Source organism: Acidovorax sp. NN32, assembly GCF_057597245.1.
The window spans coordinates 2,881,142-2,900,146 of record NZ_CP199679.1 but is presented as its reverse complement, the minus strand read 5'-3'; the positions used below and the strand labels follow the sequence as shown (position 1 = coordinate 2,900,146).

14 protein-coding genes are annotated in these 19,005 nt (G+C 59.0%); 2 read left to right on the top strand and 12 right to left on the bottom strand.

From position 1 onward, the window contains the following. The first annotated feature begins 322 nt into the window (after positions 1-322). Complete coding sequence (phbB, locus tag ACT89O_RS13525) at positions 323-1,060, top strand: acetoacetyl-CoA reductase (RefSeq protein ID WP_121420225.1); 738 nt, start codon at positions 323-325, stop codon at positions 1,058-1,060. Positions 1,061-1,546: 486 nt separating this feature from the next. Here phbB and ACT89O_RS13520 read toward each other — a convergent pair whose 3' ends face one another. The 6 genes from ACT89O_RS13520 to dapC all read right to left on the bottom strand — a co-directional run bounded on the left by ACT89O_RS13520 (position 1,547) and on the right by dapC (position 9,301). Then, positions 1,547-3,589 carry an ABC-F family ATP-binding cassette domain-containing protein gene (locus ACT89O_RS13520; protein ID WP_487260303.1) on the bottom strand — a complete coding sequence of 681 codons (2,043 nt, stop codon included), beginning with the start codon at positions 3,587-3,589 and terminating at the stop codon, positions 1,547-1,549. Between the two features lie 112 nt (positions 3,590-3,701). Beyond that, on the bottom strand, positions 3,702-4,637 hold the full coding sequence (gene prmB, locus ACT89O_RS13515) for a 50S ribosomal protein L3 N(5)-glutamine methyltransferase (RefSeq protein WP_487260302.1): 936 nt from the start codon (positions 4,635-4,637) through the stop codon (positions 3,702-3,704). Next, complete coding sequence (gene dapE, locus ACT89O_RS13510) at positions 4,634-5,827, bottom strand: succinyl-diaminopimelate desuccinylase (protein ID WP_487260301.1); 1,194 nt, start codon at positions 5,825-5,827, stop codon at positions 4,634-4,636. Before dapE ends, prmB begins: the two co-directional genes overlap by 4 nt. Positions 5,828-5,990: 163 nt before the next feature. Continuing rightward, entirely contained in the window at positions 5,991-7,154 is a 1,164-nt protein-coding gene (locus ACT89O_RS13505) for a PilT/PilU family type 4a pilus ATPase (RefSeq protein ID WP_055397852.1), read from the bottom strand. A gap of 70 nt (positions 7,155-7,224) precedes the next feature. Then, on the bottom strand, positions 7,225-8,058 hold the full coding sequence (dapD, locus tag ACT89O_RS13500; RefSeq protein ID WP_121506304.1) for a 2,3,4,5-tetrahydropyridine-2,6-dicarboxylate N-succinyltransferase: 834 nt from the start codon (positions 8,056-8,058) through the stop codon (positions 7,225-7,227). A 37-nt stretch (positions 8,059-8,095) separates the two neighbouring features. Continuing rightward, a complete protein-coding gene (dapC, locus tag ACT89O_RS13495; RefSeq protein ID WP_487260300.1) occupies positions 8,096-9,301 on the bottom strand; it encodes a succinyldiaminopimelate transaminase in 1,206 nt (401 codons plus the stop codon). 174 nt (positions 9,302-9,475) lie between these two features. Between dapC and ACT89O_RS13490 the strand changes: the two genes are divergently transcribed. Then, positions 9,476-10,966: a methyl-accepting chemotaxis protein gene (locus ACT89O_RS13490; protein WP_487260299.1), complete on the top strand. Its 1,491-nt coding sequence runs from the start codon at positions 9,476-9,478 to the stop codon at positions 10,964-10,966. Positions 10,967-10,993: 27 nt separating this feature from the next. Here the strand turns inward: ACT89O_RS13490 and ACT89O_RS13485 are convergent, their stop codons facing one another. The 6 genes from ACT89O_RS13485 to ACT89O_RS13460 form a co-directional block, all read right to left on the bottom strand. Further along, positions 10,994-13,555, bottom strand: a complete 2,562-nt coding sequence (locus ACT89O_RS13485; RefSeq protein WP_487260298.1) for a phytanoyl-CoA dioxygenase family protein — start codon at positions 13,553-13,555, stop codon at positions 10,994-10,996. A gap of 26 nt (positions 13,556-13,581) precedes the next feature. Next, on the bottom strand, positions 13,582-14,340 hold the full coding sequence (locus tag ACT89O_RS13480) for a glycosyltransferase family 2 protein (protein ID WP_487260297.1): 759 nt from the start codon (positions 14,338-14,340) through the stop codon (positions 13,582-13,584). Continuing rightward, positions 14,333-15,328 (bottom strand): GDP-L-fucose synthase, encoded by a 996-nt coding sequence (gene fcl / locus ACT89O_RS13475; RefSeq protein WP_487260296.1) that lies wholly within the window; start codon positions 15,326-15,328, stop codon positions 14,333-14,335. Before fcl ends, ACT89O_RS13480 begins: the two co-directional genes overlap by 8 nt. Before the next feature lie 169 nt (positions 15,329-15,497). Beyond that, positions 15,498-16,550 (bottom strand): glycosyltransferase family 2 protein, encoded by a 1,053-nt coding sequence (locus ACT89O_RS13470; protein WP_487260295.1) that lies wholly within the window; start codon positions 16,548-16,550, stop codon positions 15,498-15,500. Positions 16,551-16,610: 60 nt separating this feature from the next. After that, the gene (locus ACT89O_RS13465) at positions 16,611-17,912 is read right to left on the bottom strand and encodes an ABC transporter ATP-binding protein (protein ID WP_487260294.1); all 1,302 of its coding nucleotides are present in this window, start codon (positions 17,910-17,912) and stop codon (positions 16,611-16,613) included. Between the two features lie 3 nt (positions 17,913-17,915). Then, positions 17,916-18,713 carry an ABC transporter permease gene (locus tag ACT89O_RS13460; protein ID WP_487260293.1) on the bottom strand — a complete coding sequence of 266 codons (798 nt, stop codon included), beginning with the start codon at positions 18,711-18,713 and terminating at the stop codon, positions 17,916-17,918. Positions 18,714-19,005: the final 292 nt, after the last annotated feature.

Below are 19,005 nucleotides of genomic sequence, written 5' to 3'. Positions count from 1 at the left end.
GGTTCAGCCGTTTCTCAGGTGCAAGGCCAAAAATCGAAGCCGCGTTACGACGCGGCTTTTTTATGTCTGGCTTCAGTGTGAACGTGTCGCCGCCGTGGCCTCACTTCTGCGTGCGCAGGTGGTTGCAAGATGTTTCTATGGGATCGTTGGAAGGCTGTGGCTTGCACCAAAACTGTGACTCTGCCGAGACACATAGCGCGTAAGGTGTGTGACGCATGCCGATATGCCAAAAAGAAAAGGGCTTCAGTGTTTTCCTTCACGGCGGCGGTAGATTTCTTCGGTAGAGTGGCTGTTGAGCAAATCACTAACAAGGAGAAATCACATGAGCCAGAAAGTTGCATACGTCACCGGCGGCATGGGCGGCATCGGGACTGCCATTTGCCAGCGCCTGCACAAGGAGGGCTTCAAGGTCATCGCAGGTTGTGGCCCTACCCGTGACCATGCCAAGTGGCTGGCCGAGCAGAAAGCCCTGGGCTACACCTTCTATGCGTCGGTGGGCAATGTGGGCGACTGGGATTCCACGGTAGAAGCCTTTGGCAAGACCAAGGCCGAGCACGGCACCATCGACGTGCTGGTGAACAACGCTGGCATCACCCGCGACCGCATGTTCCTCAAGATGTCGCGCGAAGACTGGGACGCGGTGATTGAAACCAACCTCAACAGCATGTTCAACGTCACCAAGCAGGTGGTGGCCGACATGGTGGAAAAGGGCTGGGGCCGTATCATCAACATCAGCTCGGTGAACGGTGAAAAGGGCCAGGCGGGCCAGACCAACTACTCGGCCGCTAAGGCGGGCATGCATGGCTTTTCGATGGCGCTGGCGCAGGAGCTTGCCACCAAGGGCGTGACGGTCAATACGGTGAGCCCCGGCTACATCGGCACTGACATGGTCAAGGCGATCCGCCCCGATGTGCTTGAAAAGATCGTTGCCACGGTTCCCGTCAAGCGCCTCGGTGAACCCAGCGAAATCGCTTCCATCATTGCGTGGCTGGCTTCGGATGAAGGTGGCTACGCGACCGGTGCCGATTTTTCGGTCAACGGTGGCCTGCACATGGGTTGATGCCCGAAGGCTTGGAAAAACAAAAAAACCCCGCAATGCGGGGTTTTTTGTTGGAGGAGCAAGAGGGAAGGGGTCGCCGGTTATCTTGCTTCGAGGAGCCTATGAAATGGGCCGTTTGGCGGAAACACAACCGGTACCTTGGTACGCTTTGTGCTTTGATTTTGCGGCTGGCATTGGATGGGCGCTTGAAGCGGGAAAATGGCTGCCACGCCTTCAGAAGCGGGAGGGAGCGCGCTTGCGATCGCGTTCGTCTTCGGGCCAAGCGGACAAGATTGCGGTGGTATTCATGCTGGAAAACTCCTGTGATGTACCAACAACGCGGCCCATCTACAGTCCGTTGACAGCGTCTCGCAAAAAAATGCAACCGTAAGTGCCCGCAGATTTACCTCTACACCGCTATCAAAAATGATAGCTAAAAATCAATGCTGGATAAGCGAAAAGGCCGAAAAATATCACTTTGTGATTACATGAATTTACATTTTTGGCCTATGCCGCTGCCGAGATTTCTTCCAATTCGGAAGAAATTTCCAGCCAGCGTTCTTCCAGTTGGGCCGTCTCTTCATGGCCTGCCTTCAGGGCGCGGCCACACTCTGCGATCTCGGCCGGGGGCAGGGCCTGCGTGAGCTTGTGCTCGAGCGCAGCCCGTTCGCCAGCCAGCGTCGCCAGGCGCTTGTCGATCTGTTCCAGCTCTTTTTTGAGCGGCCGTGTTTTTTCGGCTTGTTGCTGGCGCGCCTGGGCATCCAGTTTGCGTTGTTCTCGCCCGTCCCTTGAAGGGGTTGTGGCGGAGGTCGGTGTGGGCACCGGGGCCGCGACAGGAGCGGGATTTGCTGCCGCTGAAGGTGCGTTGGCCTTGGGGGCCGTGGAGCTTGCCACCGAGACCTGTGCCTGCTCGGCCAGGCGTGCCTCTTCGCGAAGGCGTTTGGACTCTTCGAGCAGGTAGCGCTGGTAGTCGTCCAGATCGCCATCGAAGGGCCCCACAACGCCCCGGCCCACCATCCAGAAGTCTTCGCAGACCGAGCGCAGCAGCGAACGGTCGTGGCTGACCAGCATGACGGTGCCATCAAAGTCGTTGAGCGCCATGGCCAGGGCCTCGCGGGTCGCCAAGTCGAGGTGGTTGGTAGGTTCGTCGAGCAGCAGCAGGTTGGGACGCTGCCAGACGATCATGGCCAGCACGAGGCGGGCTTTTTCGCCACCGCTCATGGTGCCCACGGCCTGCTTGACCATGTCGCCCGTGAAGTTGAACGTGCCCAGATAGCTGCGCAGGTCTTGCTCGCGGCTGGGTTGCTTGATGTCGGGGCCCAGTTCCTTGGCCAGGCGGATCATGTGCTCCAGCGGGTTCTCGCTGGGGCGCAACACGTCCAATTCCTGCTGGGCAAAGTAGCCGATGTTCAGGCCCTTGCCTTCGGTCACGCTGCCGCCCAGGGGCTTCATGGTGCGGGCAATGGTTTTGACCAGCGTGGACTTGCCCTGGCCGTTGGCACCCAGGATGCCGATGCGCTGGCCCGCCAGCACCGAGCGGTTGACGCCGGTGAGGATGGTGGTGGGCGTGCCCTCGTCGTCCACATAGCCAAATGATGCATCGCTGATAGCCAGCATCGGGTTTGGCAGATTGGCAGGTTCCTTGAACTCGAAGGTGAAGTCCGCCTCGGCCAGCACGGGGCCAATCTTTTCCATGCGTTCGAGCTGCTTGACGCGGCTTTGCGCCTGCTTGGCCTTGCTGGCCTTGGCCTTGAAGCGGTCGATGAACTTCTGCAGATGGGCCATCTTCTCCTGCTGTTTGGAGAAGCTGGCCTGTTGCAGTTCAAGCTGCTGGGCGCGCAGCTCTTCGAACTTGCTGTAGTTGCCACCGTAACGGTTCAACTCGCCTTGCTGGATTTGCAGGGTGACGTTGGTGATGGCGTCCAGAAACTCGCGGTCATGGCTGATCACGATCATTGTGCCCGCGTAGCGCTTGAGCCAGGCTTCGAGCCAGACCAGGGCGTCCAAGTCCAAGTGGTTGGTGGGCTCGTCCAGCAGCAGCAAATCGCTGGGGCACATCAGTGCGCGGGCCAGTTGCAGGCGCATGCGCCAGCCACCCGAGAAGCTGTTGACGGGGTGGTCCAGTTCGCTGACGCGAAAGCCCAGGCCCAGAATCAATGCCTGTGCACGTGCCACGGCATCGTGGGCTCCGGCGTCGTGCAAGTCGGAATAGGCATGCGCGATGGCCATGCCGTCGTCGCTGGCCTCTGCGTCCAGCAACTGTTGCTGGACCTCGGCCAGACGCGTGTCACCCTCCAACACAAAGTCAGTGGCCGACTGGTCGGTTTCGGGCATGTTCTGCGCGACCTCCGCCATGCGCCAGCTGGTGGGGATGTAGAAATCTCCCCCGTCTTCGTGCAGTTTGCCGCTGAGCAAGGCAAACAGGCTCGACTTGCCCGCGCCATTGCGGCCCACAAGGCCTACGCTTTCGCCGGGGTTGATGGTGGCGGAAACGCTGTCGAGCACGACTTTGGCGCCGCGTCGCAGGGTAACGTTCTTGAGGGTGATCATCCGGAACTCAGAAAAAAGCGCACCCGCACTGGGCGGGTGGCGTGAAAAAGCAGGGGGCCAAGGCTGTTGCAAACCATCCAAAGGATGCAACAAGCCGGTGGCGCGCAACCCTCTATTGTGCCGTGAGCCGGCTTTGGGCGGCCAAGGCCTGCCGAGTCACCAGCAAAACCTGGTCTTCACCTGCACTGGTATCGAGCCAGAAAACAGGCAGTTGGGGGAAAGCGGCCTCGAAGTAAGCGCGTTCGTTGCCAATCTCCAGAATGATCACTGCATCCTCACTCATGCAGGCGGGAGCAGCGGCAAACAGCTGGCGCACAAAGTCCATGCCATCGTTGCCTCCGGCCAGGGCCAGCTCGGGCTCGGCACGGTATTCGGCGGGCAAGGCGGCCATGCTGGCCGCGTTTACGTAGGGTGGATTGCACAGGATCAGGTCCCAGGGGCCGGGCAGGGCTGCCAGGCCATCGGACAGCTGTAGCTGGATGCGGTCCTGCAGGCCGTGTTTGTCCACGTTGATGCGGGCTACCGCCAGCGCGTCGGGCGATATGTCGGCGCCCGTCACTTGCACCTCGGGCCAGGCCATGGCCGCCAGCACGGCAAGGCTGCCGTTACCCGTGCACAGGTCCAGCACCTGGCGGGTGTGGTCGCTCAGGTACTCGTCAGCCCCCCCGTCGACCAGCAGTTCGGCAATGAAGCTGCGCGGCACGATGGCGCGTTCGTCCACGTAGAACGGTACACCTTGCAGCCAGGCCTCTTGTGTGAGATAGGCGGCGGGCTTGCGGGTGCGGATGCGCTCTTCAAAAAGAGTAGCTACCAGCGCTTGATCGGCGGGCGCTACGGGCTGATTCTTCATGGAATCGGGGGCTTCCGACAGATCACTGTCCAGCGGCAGCCCTAGACGCCAGAGCACCAGCCAAGCGGCTTCGTCGTGGGCATTGGTGGTACCGTGGCCAAAGGAGACGCCTGCTGCGGCAAGGCACTGCGCACCCGATTCGACCAGGACACCCACGGTATCGCCCGCGACGGTGGGGTGCTGTTGTGGAGTGTTCATGCTGGCACTCCATTGGCGGCCAGGGCCTGCGCATGCAGGTTTTCCAGCGTGCGGCGGTAGATGTTCTTGAGGGGGTCAATGTCGGCCACGACGATGTGCTCGTCGATCTTGTGGATGCTGGCGTTGGGAGGGCCAAGTTCAATCACCTGGGGGCACACCTGGGCAATGAAACGGCCGTCGCTGGTTCCGCCCGTGGTGGAGAGTTCGGTGGTCAGCCCGGTCTCTGCAGTGATGGCCTGCTGCACGGCGCCCACCAGTTCGCCGGGGGTTGTCAAAAACGGCTGGCCGCCCAGCGTCCAGCGCAGGTCGTATTCCAGGCCATGGCGGTCCAGCACGGCGTGCACACGCTGCTGCAAGCCTTCGGCAGTGGATTCAGTCGAGAAGCGGAAGTTGAAGTCGATCACGACCTCTCCCGGAATCACATTGGTGGCACCCGTGCCGCCGTGCATGTTGCTGATCTGCCAGCTGGTGGGCGGGAAAAACGCGTTGCCCTCGTCCCACACCGTGGCCGCCAGCTCCGCGAGTGCGGGCAGGGCCTGGTGAATGGGGTTGCGGGCCAGTTGCGGGTAGGCAATGTGCCCCTGAATACCGCGCACCGAGAGCTTGCCACTGAGCGTGCCGCGCCGTCCGTTCTTGATCATGTCGCCCGTTTTTTCGACGGAGGTGGGTTCTCCGACGATGCAGTAATCGAGCTTTTCACCACGCGCCTTGAGTTGCTCGACCACGACCTTGGTGCCATCCACCGAGGGGCCTTCCTCGTCGCTGGTCAGAAGAAAAGCCAGCGCGATCTGCGGATCGGGCGTGGCGGCCAGGAACTCTTCCACCGCCACGACAAAGGCGGCGATGGAAGTTTTCATATCGCTGGCACCACGGCCATAGAGCTTGCCGTCCTTGTGGGTAGGCACAAACGGGTCGCTGCTCCACTGTGCCAGCGGGCCGGGGGGTACGACATCGGTGTGGCCGGCAAACACTATGGTTTTAATAGCTGCTTGCGCCTTTCCATCAAGCGCTAGAGGCCTTTTCGCCCACAAGTTGCTGACACGAAAGTCCGCCGGGCCGCTGTCCAGGCGCTCACACACAAACCCGAGCGGAGCCAGCCGCGCGGCCAGCAGTTCCAGGCAGCCCGCATCCTCCGGGGTGATGGAGGGCAGGGAAATGAGCTGTTCGGCGAGGTGCAGGGTACGGGACATTGGGGATTCGGTGGGATGGGGCCGTGCAGTCAGCTGTAGTTAGAGAGCGAAGCGTAAGCATCAGCGCGGCCTAGGCGAGAGACGGCAAGCCAAGGGCCGCCCCGCAGCGAGGGCGTCGTCCCCCAGAGGGAAGGCGCCGCAGGCGACTCAGGGCGGAGACATTTCATGCCGCTGGTTTGACGTCCAGCACGATCTCGGTGAAGGAAGGCGCGTCGTCGGGTGCATCCCGCGCTTCCTTCTGCGCCTTGGCGGCATTGGCGGCCAGGGAGAAATCGTTTTGCAAGCGCCACATGAGGTTGGTAGGCGAGTCAGCGTAGGCCATGCCTTCCTTGCGGTCGATCTTGGAGTCCATGATCAACCGGGCGAGGGCTTCCTCAAAGGTCAGCGAACCTTCGGCCATGGACTTCTCCATCGCTTCTTTGACGCCTGAGAAATCGCCTTTTTCGATCAGGTCGGACACCAGCTTGGTGTTGAGCATGACTTCCACCGCCGGAGCACGGCTGCCGTCGATGGTGCGCACCAGGCGTTGGGAGATGATGGCCTTCAGGGCGGATGCCAGGTCGCCCAGCATGGTGGGACGCACTTCGACGGGATAGAACGACAAGATGCGATTGAGCGCGTGGTAGCTGTTGTTGCCGTGCAGCGTGGCCAGACACAGGTGGCCGGACTGGGCGTAGGCAATGGCGGCCGACATGGTTTCGCGGTCGCGGATTTCGCCGATCAGGATCACATCCGGCGCCTGGCGCAGCGCGTTCTTGAGGGCGGTCTGCAGCGATTGGGTATCACTGCCGATCTCGCGCTGATTGACGATGGATTTCTTGTTCTTGAACTGGTACTCGACCGGGTCTTCGATGGTGAGGATGTGGCCGGTGAGTGCTTCGTTGCGGGTGTCGATCATCGACGCCAGGGATGTGCTCTTGCCCGAGCCCGTGGCGCCGACCATCAGGATCAGGCCCCGCTTTTCCATGATGAGTTCGCGCATCACGGGTGGAAGGCCCAGCGAGTCGAATTCGGGAATCTGCTGCGAGATGAAACGGATCACCACCGCGTAGCTGCCGCGCTGGCGCATGGCACTGATACGGAAGCGGCCCACACCGCTGAGCGGCACGCCCATGTTCAGCTCGCCGGTTTCCTCCAGTTCTTCGATGCGATCTGGAGGAACCACTTCGGAGAGCAGGTTGCGCGGCGCATCGGGCGGCAGGATCTGGTTGTTGATCGGGATGCATTCGCCGTTGATCTTGATCAGCGCCGGGGCATTGGCCGACAGGTAGACGTCTGATGCCTTCTTTTCGCTCATCAGGCGAAGAATCCGCTCCATCGTGCTCATGGTGTTTCCCTCTTGTTGTCGGTGTCTGTCGGCGGGCAGGCGGGATGGCCTGCCCCGGCCTTGAGTGCGATCAGTCGCGCAGCAGGTCGTTGATGCTGGTCTTGGAGCGGGTCTGCGCGTCCACCTGCTTGACGATGATGGCGGCGTACATGCTGTAGGGCGTGCCGTTGGCGGCCGTCTTGGGCAGGTTGCCGCTGACCACCACCGAGCCCGAGGGCACGCGGCCATAGCTGATCTCGCCCGTGGCGCGGTTGAAGATGGGGGTGCTCTGGCCCAGGTACACGCCCATGCCCAGCACGGAGTTTTCTTCGACCACCACGCCTTCAACCACTTCGGACCGTGCACCGATGAAGCAGTTGTCTTCGATGATGGTGGGGCCGGCCTGCAGAGGCTCCAGCACGCCACCAATGCCCACGCCACCCGACAGGTGCACGTTGGCACCGATCTGTGCGCACGAACCCACGGTGGCCCAGGTGTCGACCATGGTGCCTTCGCCCACATAGGCGCCAATGTTCACGTACGACGGCATCAGGATCGCGCCCTTGGCGATGAAGCTGCCACGGCGGGCGACGGCGGGTGGCACCACACGCACCCCGGTGGCCTTCATTTCTTCTTCAGACAAGTGGGCAAACTTGGTCTGCACCTTGTCGTAAAAACCCAGGTCACCGGCCTTGACCACTTCGTTGTCCTTCAGGCGGAACGACAGCAGCACCGCCTTCTTGATCCACTGGTGCACGGTCCACTGGCCCACACCTTCGCGCGTGGCCACGCGCAGCGTGCCGTTGTTCAGCTCGGCGATCACATGCTCGACAGCGTCCTGGATTTCCTTGGGGGCGGCGGAGGGCGAAAGGCTGGCGCGGTTGTCCCAGGCGTTGTCGATGAGGGTTTGCAGTTGTTGGGTCATGTTGTTGTCTGTCAGTCTGTGGATCAGGAATCAGAAATCAGGCAGTGCGGGACTGGATGAATTGCACGATGCGCAACGCAGCCTCCACGCACTCTTCGGTTTCGGCCACCAGGGCCATGCGCACGCGCTGGGCACCGGGGTTTCTGCCCTGGGCCTCGCGGGCCAGGTAGCTGCCAGGGAGCACCGTAACATTGTATTGAGCCAGAAGGGCCCGCGCGAACTCGGCGTCGTCCATGGCAAGCTGCTCGGGGACTTTGGCCCAGAGGTAGAAACCTGCATCGGGAAGGGCTACTTCCATGACACCCGCCAGCAGCGGCGTGATTTGGGCGAACTTCTTGCGGTAGCGTGTGCGGTTTTCCACCACATGCTGCTCGTCTCCCCAGGCTGCAATGCTGGCGGCCTGCACGATGGGGCTCATGGCGCTGCCGTGGTACGTGCGGTACAGCAGGAAGGCCTTGATCAGGGCCGCATCTCCCGCCACAAAACCACTGCGCATGCCGGGCACGTTGCTGCGCTTGGAGAGACTGGTGAAGGAGATCAGGTTCTTGTAGTCGCTGCGGCCGAGCTTGTCTGCAGCCTGCAGGCCGCCCAACGGCGGTTCGTCGCGGAAGTAGATTTCGCTGTAGCACTCGTCCGAGGCAATCACAAAACCATACCGGTCGCTCAGTTCAAACAACTTCTTCCACTCCGTCAGCGGCATGACGGCGCCGGTGGGGTTGCCAGGGGAGCAAACAAAAAGCAACTGCGTCCGCTGCCACACGGAGTCCGGCACCGCGTCCCAATTCACGGCGAAATTGCGTGCCGGGTCGCTGGCCGCGTAATAAGGGGCCGCGCCCGCCAGCAGGGCTGCACCTTCATAGATCTGGTAGAACGGATTGGGGCAGACTACCAGCGGCTGGCCCTGCGAAGGATCGATGATGGTTTGGGCAAACGAAAAAAGTGCTTCCCGAGAACCATTCACGGGAAGGACCTGGGTGGCCGGATCCAGCGTGATGGCATAGCGCAAATTCAGCCAGCGGGTGAAGGCCTCGCGCAAGCCCAACTCGCCAGCGGTGGCGGGGTAACTCGCCAGGCCACTGAGGTTGTTACTGAGTGCATCTTTGATGAACTGCGGTGTAGGATGGCGTGGCTCACCCATGCCCAGGCTGATGGGGCTGTAGGCTGCCGGGGGCACCACCCCCGCAAAGAGCTGCCGCAGCCGCTCGAAGGGGTAGGGCTGGAGATGGGAAAGCAGGGGATTCATGGGGCGCCATTATGGGCGATCACCTCAGATCAGTCGGCGCTGGATCGGCCAGGGTTTAGCGGATCGTGACCGGAGCTGACCTCAATGCGTCGATGGGCCCGTGGTCTGTCAATCCGCCGTAAGTGCGTGTACCTAGTATTCAGGCCATTTGATCAGAACAATAGAGGAGACACGATGTCAGGATTCCTACCGCTGCGTCCGGGGCTCTGGTGGATGCGCAGGTGGCATTTGCCTGGCAAGCTGCTCTCGCTGAGTCTTCTGGTGGGGGCGGCACTTGCCATTGCTGCGTTTGGGGCGCCTTGGTGGGCGCTTGCCTTGGCCGCAGTGGTGGTGTTGTACGCTCTGCTCGTGCTTTACCTCAGTCTGGCCACCGACCTTGCGGGTCTGGCGCAAACCATAGAGCTGACCCAGGCCGGGGATCTCCGGGCCCAGCCCCGTCGCGACTACGGACAAGATGAGGTGGCCGAGATGGCGCAGTCGCTCGACCGCATGGTGATCACGCTCTCCTCCATGGTGGCAGACATCCGTAGCAATGCGGCGCTGGTCGCCCATGCTGGGCAGAGCCTGGCCGAGGGCAATCGCTCGCTGGCCGACCGCACCGAGCAGCAGGCCGCCAACCTGGAGCAGACGGCCGCCAGTGTGGAGCAACTGTCTTCAGCGGTGCAGAACAACGCCCAGACCGCTCACAGTGCAGATGCCAGGGCGGCGCAGGTGCGTGACGCAGCCGATGTGGGCGCCCAGGCCATGGCACGTGCGGTGCAGTCGGTCGAGGCCATCCAGCAAGGTGCGCGGCGCATGACCGAAATCATCGGTGTGATCGACAGCATTGCATTTCAGACCAATATCCTTGCCCTGAACGCAGCCGTTGAGGCTGCTCGCGCCGGAGAGCAGGGCCGTGGGTTTGCCGTGGTGGCAGCAGAGGTGCGCACGCTGGCCAAGCGGTCCAGCGATGCCGCGCACGAAATTCGTGAACTGATCGGTGCCTCGGTCAGTCAGGTCGAAACCAGTGCGGGCCTGATTCGGTCGGCCGGGGAGGGGATCTCGGACATGGCGGGGGGCATTCGCAGCGTGGCAGCCAGCATGAGCGAAATCTCCGGATCGAGCGCCGAGCAAAGCACCGGCCTGCGCGAGGTGAGCGCCGCCGTGCAACAACTGGACCAGATCACCCAGCACAACGCCCAGATGGTGGGCCATGCCGTGCAACAGGCAGAGGCCCTGGAAAGCCGCGCATCCACCCTGTCGCGTGCGGTCTCTGCATTCCGCCTGCAGCAGGGCACGGCCGAGGAGGCTGTGGCGCTGGTGGGCAAGGCCATGGCGCTGCACAAGAGTACCTCGCGCGACCAGTTCCTGCGCAGCATCACCGACAAGAATCAGCCCTACCACGACCGCGACATGTATGTGTTTGTCCTCGACTCCGCAGGCACCTACTTGGCCTTTGGAGGCAACACCGCCAAGGTGGGCACGCGGGTGCAGGACATTCCTGGCATTGCGGGCGACCGGCTGGTGAACGACATCGTTTCCCAGGCGGACCGTGAGCCGGGCTGGGTGGAGTACGACATCACCAACCCTGCCACGGGTGCGGTGCAGACGAAAATGTCTTACGTCAGCCGCGCGGGCGATCTGTATGTGGGGTGTGGGGTTTACAAGGCACTCGCTGCCCGCTGAGTTGTCGGCCCTCGGCCACCGGCGGGCTCACCCCAGCAGCCGGCGGTACCAGGCAGTGGGTGGTTGTGGTGCAGGTGCTTTTGCGTTGGTCGCCTCAGCTTCGACCTCAGTTCCGGAGGCATCCATGGGCAAGAGCGCAATCCGGCGAATACCCAATCCCAAAGAGCGCTTGTCCGTGCTCTCCGGATTCAGATCGCAGGGCCGAACGAGGGGGGAGCCCTTGAGCACCACTCTGACCCGGTCCGCACGGCTTCGCAAGACCGCGTCGGGAACACGGGCGTCCAGGACGAGCGTGTCGCCCACTTGTTCCTGGTGCACCGCAATCGCTCGCCCATTCACCTGCATTTGAAGCTCGCTGACAGCTGCCATCGTCAACAGGTGGACGACTTCCATCCGCAGCAGGTGATCGCCAACGCCTACCGGGCGGAAGTCGATCCATGTCTCAGGCTCCAGGCCTGTCCATGCAAAGTGATGTGGACCTTCGGTCTCCCGGACATGCCAGCCCCGTCCCGGGATGGGGCGGTCAAAGAGGTAGTCGTGTCCAGGCGGCAGGGAGGCGAGCCAGTGCGAATCGGGCTCGTCCAAGGGCGCTTCAATGTACCGGTTGAAGCCCATGCGGTCTTCACCCCGCAACATGACGCAGGGGAAAGGTTCGCTGACCTTTGCGATGGGGACCGTCACTCGGACGGCCAGTCCCAGCCGGTGCTCCGTGGTGCGGTTGGGGTTGGAGTGATGCAGCAGCCGTTCATTGAAGAGAAAGAACTGGCCGGGCTCCAGCACCATGGATACCTTGCGGGTTTCATCCACGTAGGCGGGGTCTGAAGCGATGCCCCCGAACCGAAGGCTCTTGGCTGGATCGGTATCGATGGCCGGAGGGATGATTTGCCGGTGCGAGCCTGGAATGATTTCCACGCATCCATTTTCCAGCGTTGCCGGCGTAATCGCCAGCCAAGCTGAAATGTTCAGGATGGGTTCCATGTTCCAGTTGTAATGATCTTGGTGCCAGGGGTATTCCTCTTGCTGTTCAGGCCGGGCAGGCGGTTTGTTGAAAAGATTGGAGTTCCACAGAACGAGATCCGGCCCATAGAGAGAAGCCATGCGTTCCACGATGGCCGGGGCCGAGCACATCGCATGGACCGCTTGGCTGTCTAGGTGCCGCACGCGCAGGCCGAATGGGCAATAAGGCGTAGGCGTGGGCAGCACCCGCTCACATACCGTTGTGCGGAATTTTTCCATTTCATGGGGCGAGAATGCCGTGAATGGCCCTGCGTAGCCCTGTGTCCGAAATTGCTCAATTTCCTCCAGAGACAAACAGACGGGGAGTTCGGAGGTGTCTTTGTTCATGGGTGCCTGCGTAGAAATACCTGTCAATTCTGAGGTTGCGCTGTCACGCGGGTTGGCTGGAACGTCCTCCACTAGCGCGGCCAGGCGCTCGTAGGCAGCCCGGCCCACGCTGACCTGCTGTCGTGCCACTTGCAGCAACCGCTGCCGTTCAGTCCCTGCTGCTTGCCACGCATCCTGTATGGCGGTCGCCAAGTGCGTGGCCGTTTCCTCGCGGTCCAGAAACACGATGTGGCAGGCGGGCCCAAACTGGGCTTGAAGCCCTTGCATTTTCGACCGGTAGTGGGGCGATGCCACCAAGGCGATCACCGACACCCCTTGCGACAGTGCGAACACTGCCGCGTGGTAGCTGCCGGTGATGACCACACGGCATGCACCGATCTGCTGCACGACGTCCTGTGGCGTTGCAACCGGGTAGGAGGTGTAGCTGATGCCCGGGATGCCATGGAGCAGTGAGGCAATGGCGTCCGGATCGGAAGGACCGGCAAGCGAAATGGGCACACCGGCAACAAGAGGTGCACCCAGCCGTGAAATGGCACTTCCCAATCCTTCCCGCAGGCGCGACAGGGTGTTGGCATCGACGCCGGCGTAGTCCGCTTGGCGGACGTTGATGCCCAGGCTTTCGCCCAGAACTGTGGGGCGCAAGTCAAACGCGAGTTCAATCGCCTCGTCTGCTGCTACGACCAGGCGTTGTTCTGGCACCCCAAAGGATCTCGCCACCATCGGGCTTTGCTGCGATTCTCTGCAGACCACCAGGCTCAAAAGAGGAAATACCCCCAGCATCTTCTGCGAAAGGCTGCGAACGCTGACAGGTTCAAATCCACAGCTCAGAATGATTGCCGGTTTGCCGAGCCTGATACCCGCTTCCAGCGTCTGCAAGATGACTTCCGATTGACCAGAGAAATCGTCGCTGAAATATCCGCCGCCGGTCGCCATCACCATATCGCAATCCATCAGCGCCGACACGATGCGCGCACAGTCTGCTGATGCTTGGGTTATCAGGTTCCGGGTATCAGCACCAAGGGCGATCAGCGGCAGGGGGAGGCGTTCTTCGGTGAGCTCAAGCGCAATGACTTCGGGACAATCCTTTCTGAGCAGGGCTGCATTGCGGGTTATCCAATGTATTTGACAATCTGGCCAGAGGTGCCGTAACCGGCGAAAAATGACCTGGTAAATCGCCCTGTCTCCTAGATTATCGTTGTTGGAGAAATAGTTTCCTGAATCGACCAGAATTCGGTGCGGTGCCATTTGTGGATGTCAGAAGTAATAGGTGGTCAATGCCTCATCATGGAACGATACCAAACCGAGTATGGTTGGGCGAGCCACCACTTTAATGGCACCCGGCCATAATGCCGGCGAACCACATCTATCGCCTCCTGATAATGCGCTTTGCGCCGGGTGCTCGTCTTCGTTTCGGGGTGCTCCCGGTTAGTTGCCAGAAAGGTATCCACAAATTCCAGAGGTCCCAGAGTCTTGTAAAGGCGCCACCAAAGATCGTAGTCCATGGTCATGTGCAATGTTTCGTCCACGCCTCCAACGGCTTCCCAAGCAGTGCGGCGAATCAGCGTTCCGGGCTGAGAAACGATGCAGAGTTGCGCCATCCACCACTCGCTGAAAGGGCGGACAAAGACGGGATTGGTTCTTTTTGTGCTTTCCACATAGTTCCATACCCGTCCGTAGGCCATGGGGGCTGCTGGATTGTGCTGCAGTGCTGCCACCAGGCTTTTCAGCGCACCTGGCAACAACCAATCGTCGCTATTGAGCCAGCAGACAAAAGGCGCACGTCCATTTGCTATCGCCTCGTTGATGGCCGACGATTGGCCCATGTCTTTGGAACTGCGCCAGCCTGCAAGCCGTTCTTCCCAGCGGCGGATGACCTCTATCGTGCCGTCGGTGGAACCACCGTCCGCGACATAGACTTCGACGGGGATGTCCTGTGCAAATATGGACTCGAGTGCAGCATTCAGATAGCGCCCCTGGTTATAGGAAGGCACTGCCACTGTCACCAACGGCATGTCCAGCGGATCATCCATTGGCACGCTGCTGCAGTGTTGACATGTAATTCCCGTAGACCATGGCCAACCCCTGCCTAAGTTCAGTCTGGGCGCGCCAGCCCAGTCCCTCCAGGCGACTCACATTCAGGAGTTTTCGTGGAGGACCATCCGGCTTGGAGGCGTCAAACTCGATATGGCCGGGATATCCCACCACGTCGCTGATCAAGTGTGCAAGCTCCCGAATGGACAGGTCTTCGCCAGTCCCCAGATTGATATGTGATAACCGAGGCTGCGTGCAGGCGTTGTAAATTGATTTTTCGAGATTCATGACATGGACGCAGGCTGCCGCCATGTCATCGACATATAGAAATTCGCGGCGCGGTGCACCGGTTCCCCAGATCACGACATTGGGCGCATGGGCGAGCTTTGCCTCGTGGAAACGCCGTATCAGTGCCGGAATGACATGGCTGTTTTCTGGGTGATAGTTGTCGCCCGGGCCATACAGGTTGGTGGGCATCACGCTGCGATAGTCGGTGCCATATTGCCGGTTGTAAGACTCGCACAGCTTGATGCCCGCAATTTTGGCAACGGCATAGGGCTCGTTGGTGGGCTCCAAGGTGCCGGTCAGCAGTGCGTCTTCACCCATGGGCTGTGGCGCGAGTCTGGGGTAGATGCAGCTGGAACCCAGGAACATCAGGCGCTGAACACCGGCTCGCCAGGCTTCATGCACGACATTCGCCTCGATCATCAGGTTTTGGTAAATGAACTCTGCGGGATACGTATTGTTGGCGTGTATACCCCCCACCATGGCTGCGGCTAGGTAGACGTGGGTTGGAGCTTCATCCTTGAAAAACGAACGCACATCCGCCTGGCAGGTCAGATCGAGTTCGGCGTGGGTGCGTGCAATGATCTGGACACCACCTTGTTGCTCAAGCACACGCACGATGGCCGAACCGACCATGCCGCTGTGGCCGGCCACATAAACCCTCGGTGCCCGGACTGCTGAGCCGTTATTGGTCGCGGTCATGGGCGCGGCCCCCACACCTCGTCGCCAGGCCGGTACCTCCGGGCGGCCTTCCCATTTTCTGCTCTTCTCATTTCCAATTCCTTTGTCTCGAATCCAGCCAGTTTGCTTTTGGCGGCGTATTGGTCGATGTAGTGGCTGCAGCCAGCTTGAAGAGCACGCTCCACCCAGCTCAATGTGCACGCTTGAGTGGTTGCCGCATCCGGAATGCCAAATCGCGAAGCATGTGCCTTGAGAGATAGGGAAGCACGGCATTCCGTATCTCTTTATAGTCAGGGACTCTGCCGAGGATTTTCTCGCGTATCCGGCTCATTTCCTGCTGGCCAATGTCATTGATATTGGCAGAAGTCTTTTGGTGTTCATGAACCCGGAATGCGCCCAGGAAGCGGGGGATGTGGGAAAAATTTGCACCGGCGTCCCGGAAACGGATCAGCAAATCCCAGTCCATGGCAAACCTGAATGATTCGTCGACTTGGGCTCCGGTCTTGTCCCAGATGCGTCGCCGCCAGAAGAGTGTTTCCTGCGGAATATAGTCTGCCCAAGACAATACGGTGTTGTCATGCCCTGGCATGATCCAGCGACCAATCTCCATTCCATTTCGATCGATGAGCAAGCGGTCTCCATAGACCACGTCAACATCGGGATGGCGGGCAAAGTAGTCTGCGACGGTGCTCAAGGCGCCCGGCAAGAGCAGGTCGTCTGAATTGAGCCACGCCATGATTTCACCCGTCGTTCGAGCGAAACCCCGGTTGATCGCTTGCGATTGCCCCGTATCCTTTTCGGATACCCATCCGGTTAATTTTGCTTCGAATTTTTTCAGAACGGAGATAGTTTCGTCCTGGGAGCCGCCATCCTGAATGAAATATTCCAGATTGGGATATTCTTGGTCCAGAACACTTGTTATTGTATTTTCAATGAAATTACCCTGCTTAAATGAAGGTGTGATCAGTGAAATTTTGGGGAAAATTGTAGATGATTGCGTCTTTGGTATCACTCTAGGCGGCACCATGTGCCTTGGCGCATACTGATTGAGATTGCCTAGCCGCGGCTTGAAGGGGGCTGCAAAATGTCGGAAAATAGGACGCAATGGGCGAAATGCTGAAAAAGCGATATGCAAAATTATTCTAAAAGTACCAAGTAGTTGGTACGGTTTCTTGATGATCGCAAAGAACTTTGCAAGCCATTTTTTTGGAATTTTTTTATATTCCTGCAATTCAATCTCCATTGAAACTGCACGGCGAAACGCTATGGCAAAATTTGTACATTAGTGGGAAATTTTTGAGTGTCAATTTTGCACAGAGGTTATTGCCATAAATTCTCCGCTTGCCGGGAGTCCAAACATCCCAAGAAATGGTGCTGATTCTGTCTCGTAGTCCCAGTCAATCCTGAATGGCCCAAACCAGCCAGTACTGTCGATTTCTCTGCCCTTGTTGATGCCGGTTGGTTGGTGAATACCAATTTTCAAGGAATAAAGTCCCGCTTCCATGGCCAGCGTCACCTTGAACACAAAAACTGCGCTGCTCCCTTTTTCTGTTTCGCAGTCTTCCACGCCCAAGCGCCGGGCATTGGTGACAAAAATGACTTGGTCAAAGCGGTTTTTTATTGCCAATGCCACTGTCGTGCCGACATCATTCAGATGGCTTTGGTAATGTACCTTTATATATACATCAGAACCCATCCTGGCATGCCCAATTTCGTTCTCATTGTGATCCTGGATGCTAACTGCCATCAACCTGTTGCGAAGGTTTTGAGGTTTGGTCCAGAACGCATTGTTGAAAATCATGGGATTTTGAGCATCCGCAGTGACTGCAACAAGGTGTGAGGTGGGTGTTTTCGTGGTGTGTGCAGGCAGTATCGGCGCATCCTCATTGAAATAGTGCCGTATCGCGGATCCGCTGTCGCCCATGAATTGAGCCATGCCATGGCGCAAATAGAGGGCTGTTTTGCAAAGATCACGTACCGTCCCCATGTCGTGTGAGACGAAAAGCAGGGTCAAACCGTCTTCCCGCATTTTTCGAAGGCGTCCAAAACATTTTTGCTGGAAAAAATAATCTCCTACGCTCAGTGCTTCATCAACAATCAATATATCTGGCGTCAATGCTACCTGTACGGCAAAAGCCAGGCGAACAAGCATGCCGCTCGAATAGGTTTTTACCTGCCGGTCCAGCACATCGCCAATATCAGCAAATGCGGCGATGTCGTCGAATTGGCGCTCTACATCTGATCGCGTCAATCCCATCAACAAGCCATTCAGCAGGACGTTTTCCCGGCCTGTGTATTCCGGGTTGAACCCGCTGCCCAATTCCAGCAATGCGGCAACTCGCCCATTCACCTGTACCTTGCCGGTCGTCGGAGTCAGGGTCTGGGTCACTATTTCCAGCAAGGTACTTTTGCCACTGCCGTTGCGGCCGATGACCCCCAGCGATTCACCCCGCCTGACCTCGAGGTTGATGTCTTTCAGTGCCCATATTTCCTGCATTCCTTCTGTGTGCCTAGGAGACAATGCATGCAGGAGGCGTGAGCGCTGATTGTCGAATACCCGATAGCACTTGCTGACATCCTGTACGGAAATGACAATGTCCGACATCGCTCAAACCATGTCCGCAAACGTTGTGCGCAGCCGTCTGAACAGTATCAACGAGGCCCACGAAAAAGCACTGGCAAGGCCGGTATAGACCGCAAGCCCCAAGAAGGAGGGCAGTCCCCCCGTCAGAAGCACGAGGCGAAACTGCTCGACGATAAAGGTCAGAGGATTGAGCATCAGCAAATTCTTCAGCAATTCAGGGGCAGAATCCATGCTGTAGAAAATCGGGGTTAGGAAGAGAAGGCAGTGGCTGAGCATGCCTGTCAGCTGGCCGATGTCCTTCACCGCAACGCCCACAGCGGAGAGAAGCCATGCCAACCCCAGCAGCATGGGTGAAAAGCACAGCAGGATAAAGGGAAAAAGAAGCACCGTGGGTGAAGGCTTCCCCATGAAAACTATATATCCCGCCAGTAAAATCGCTGTACCCAGTAATGCCTGAAGGCAGGCTACTCCTACTGTAACGACGGGCAATAGCTCTAGTGGGAAAACCACCTTCTTCACGAAGTTTGGGTTCCTGGCTATCAAAAGAGGTGATTTATTCAGGACTTCTGAAAATGCATTGAAAATAATCAACCCGGCGAATAACATGAATGCATAGTCAGCCGCGCTGCCTGCATTGTTCCAGCGAGATTTGAGAATTACTCCAAATGCGATAATGTAGATGGTCAGTAAAAAGAGGGGTTGCGCCAGCGACCAAAATATTCCGCCAAAGGAACCGCGATATTGGCTGGAAAATTCACGCTTGACGAGTTCAAGGACCAAACTGCGGTGCCGCCACAATGTGGTGGGAAGGCTAGATTGCATGGATTGCACATTCCATTTGAAATCGCGGCTGTATTGATTTGGTTGGTATAGTCATTAATCCCAGCTAATATTGCGCGATGTGCATTGTCGAGAAGATCTGTGCTAGGCGGGCGGGTGGGGACGCTCTTATTGAATCATTGAAGGTTGCCCTGCAGCGGGGGGCTGTTCGATGCGCCGTCTGAACGTGAAATTTGCTCCAATGTGCTCGATTTTGCGGGGTTTGTCTTCCCTCAAAGTGCCAGGGAGGGCTGGGCCTGAAGATTTCCCGGTCCTTGTCGACCTGGGCGGATGA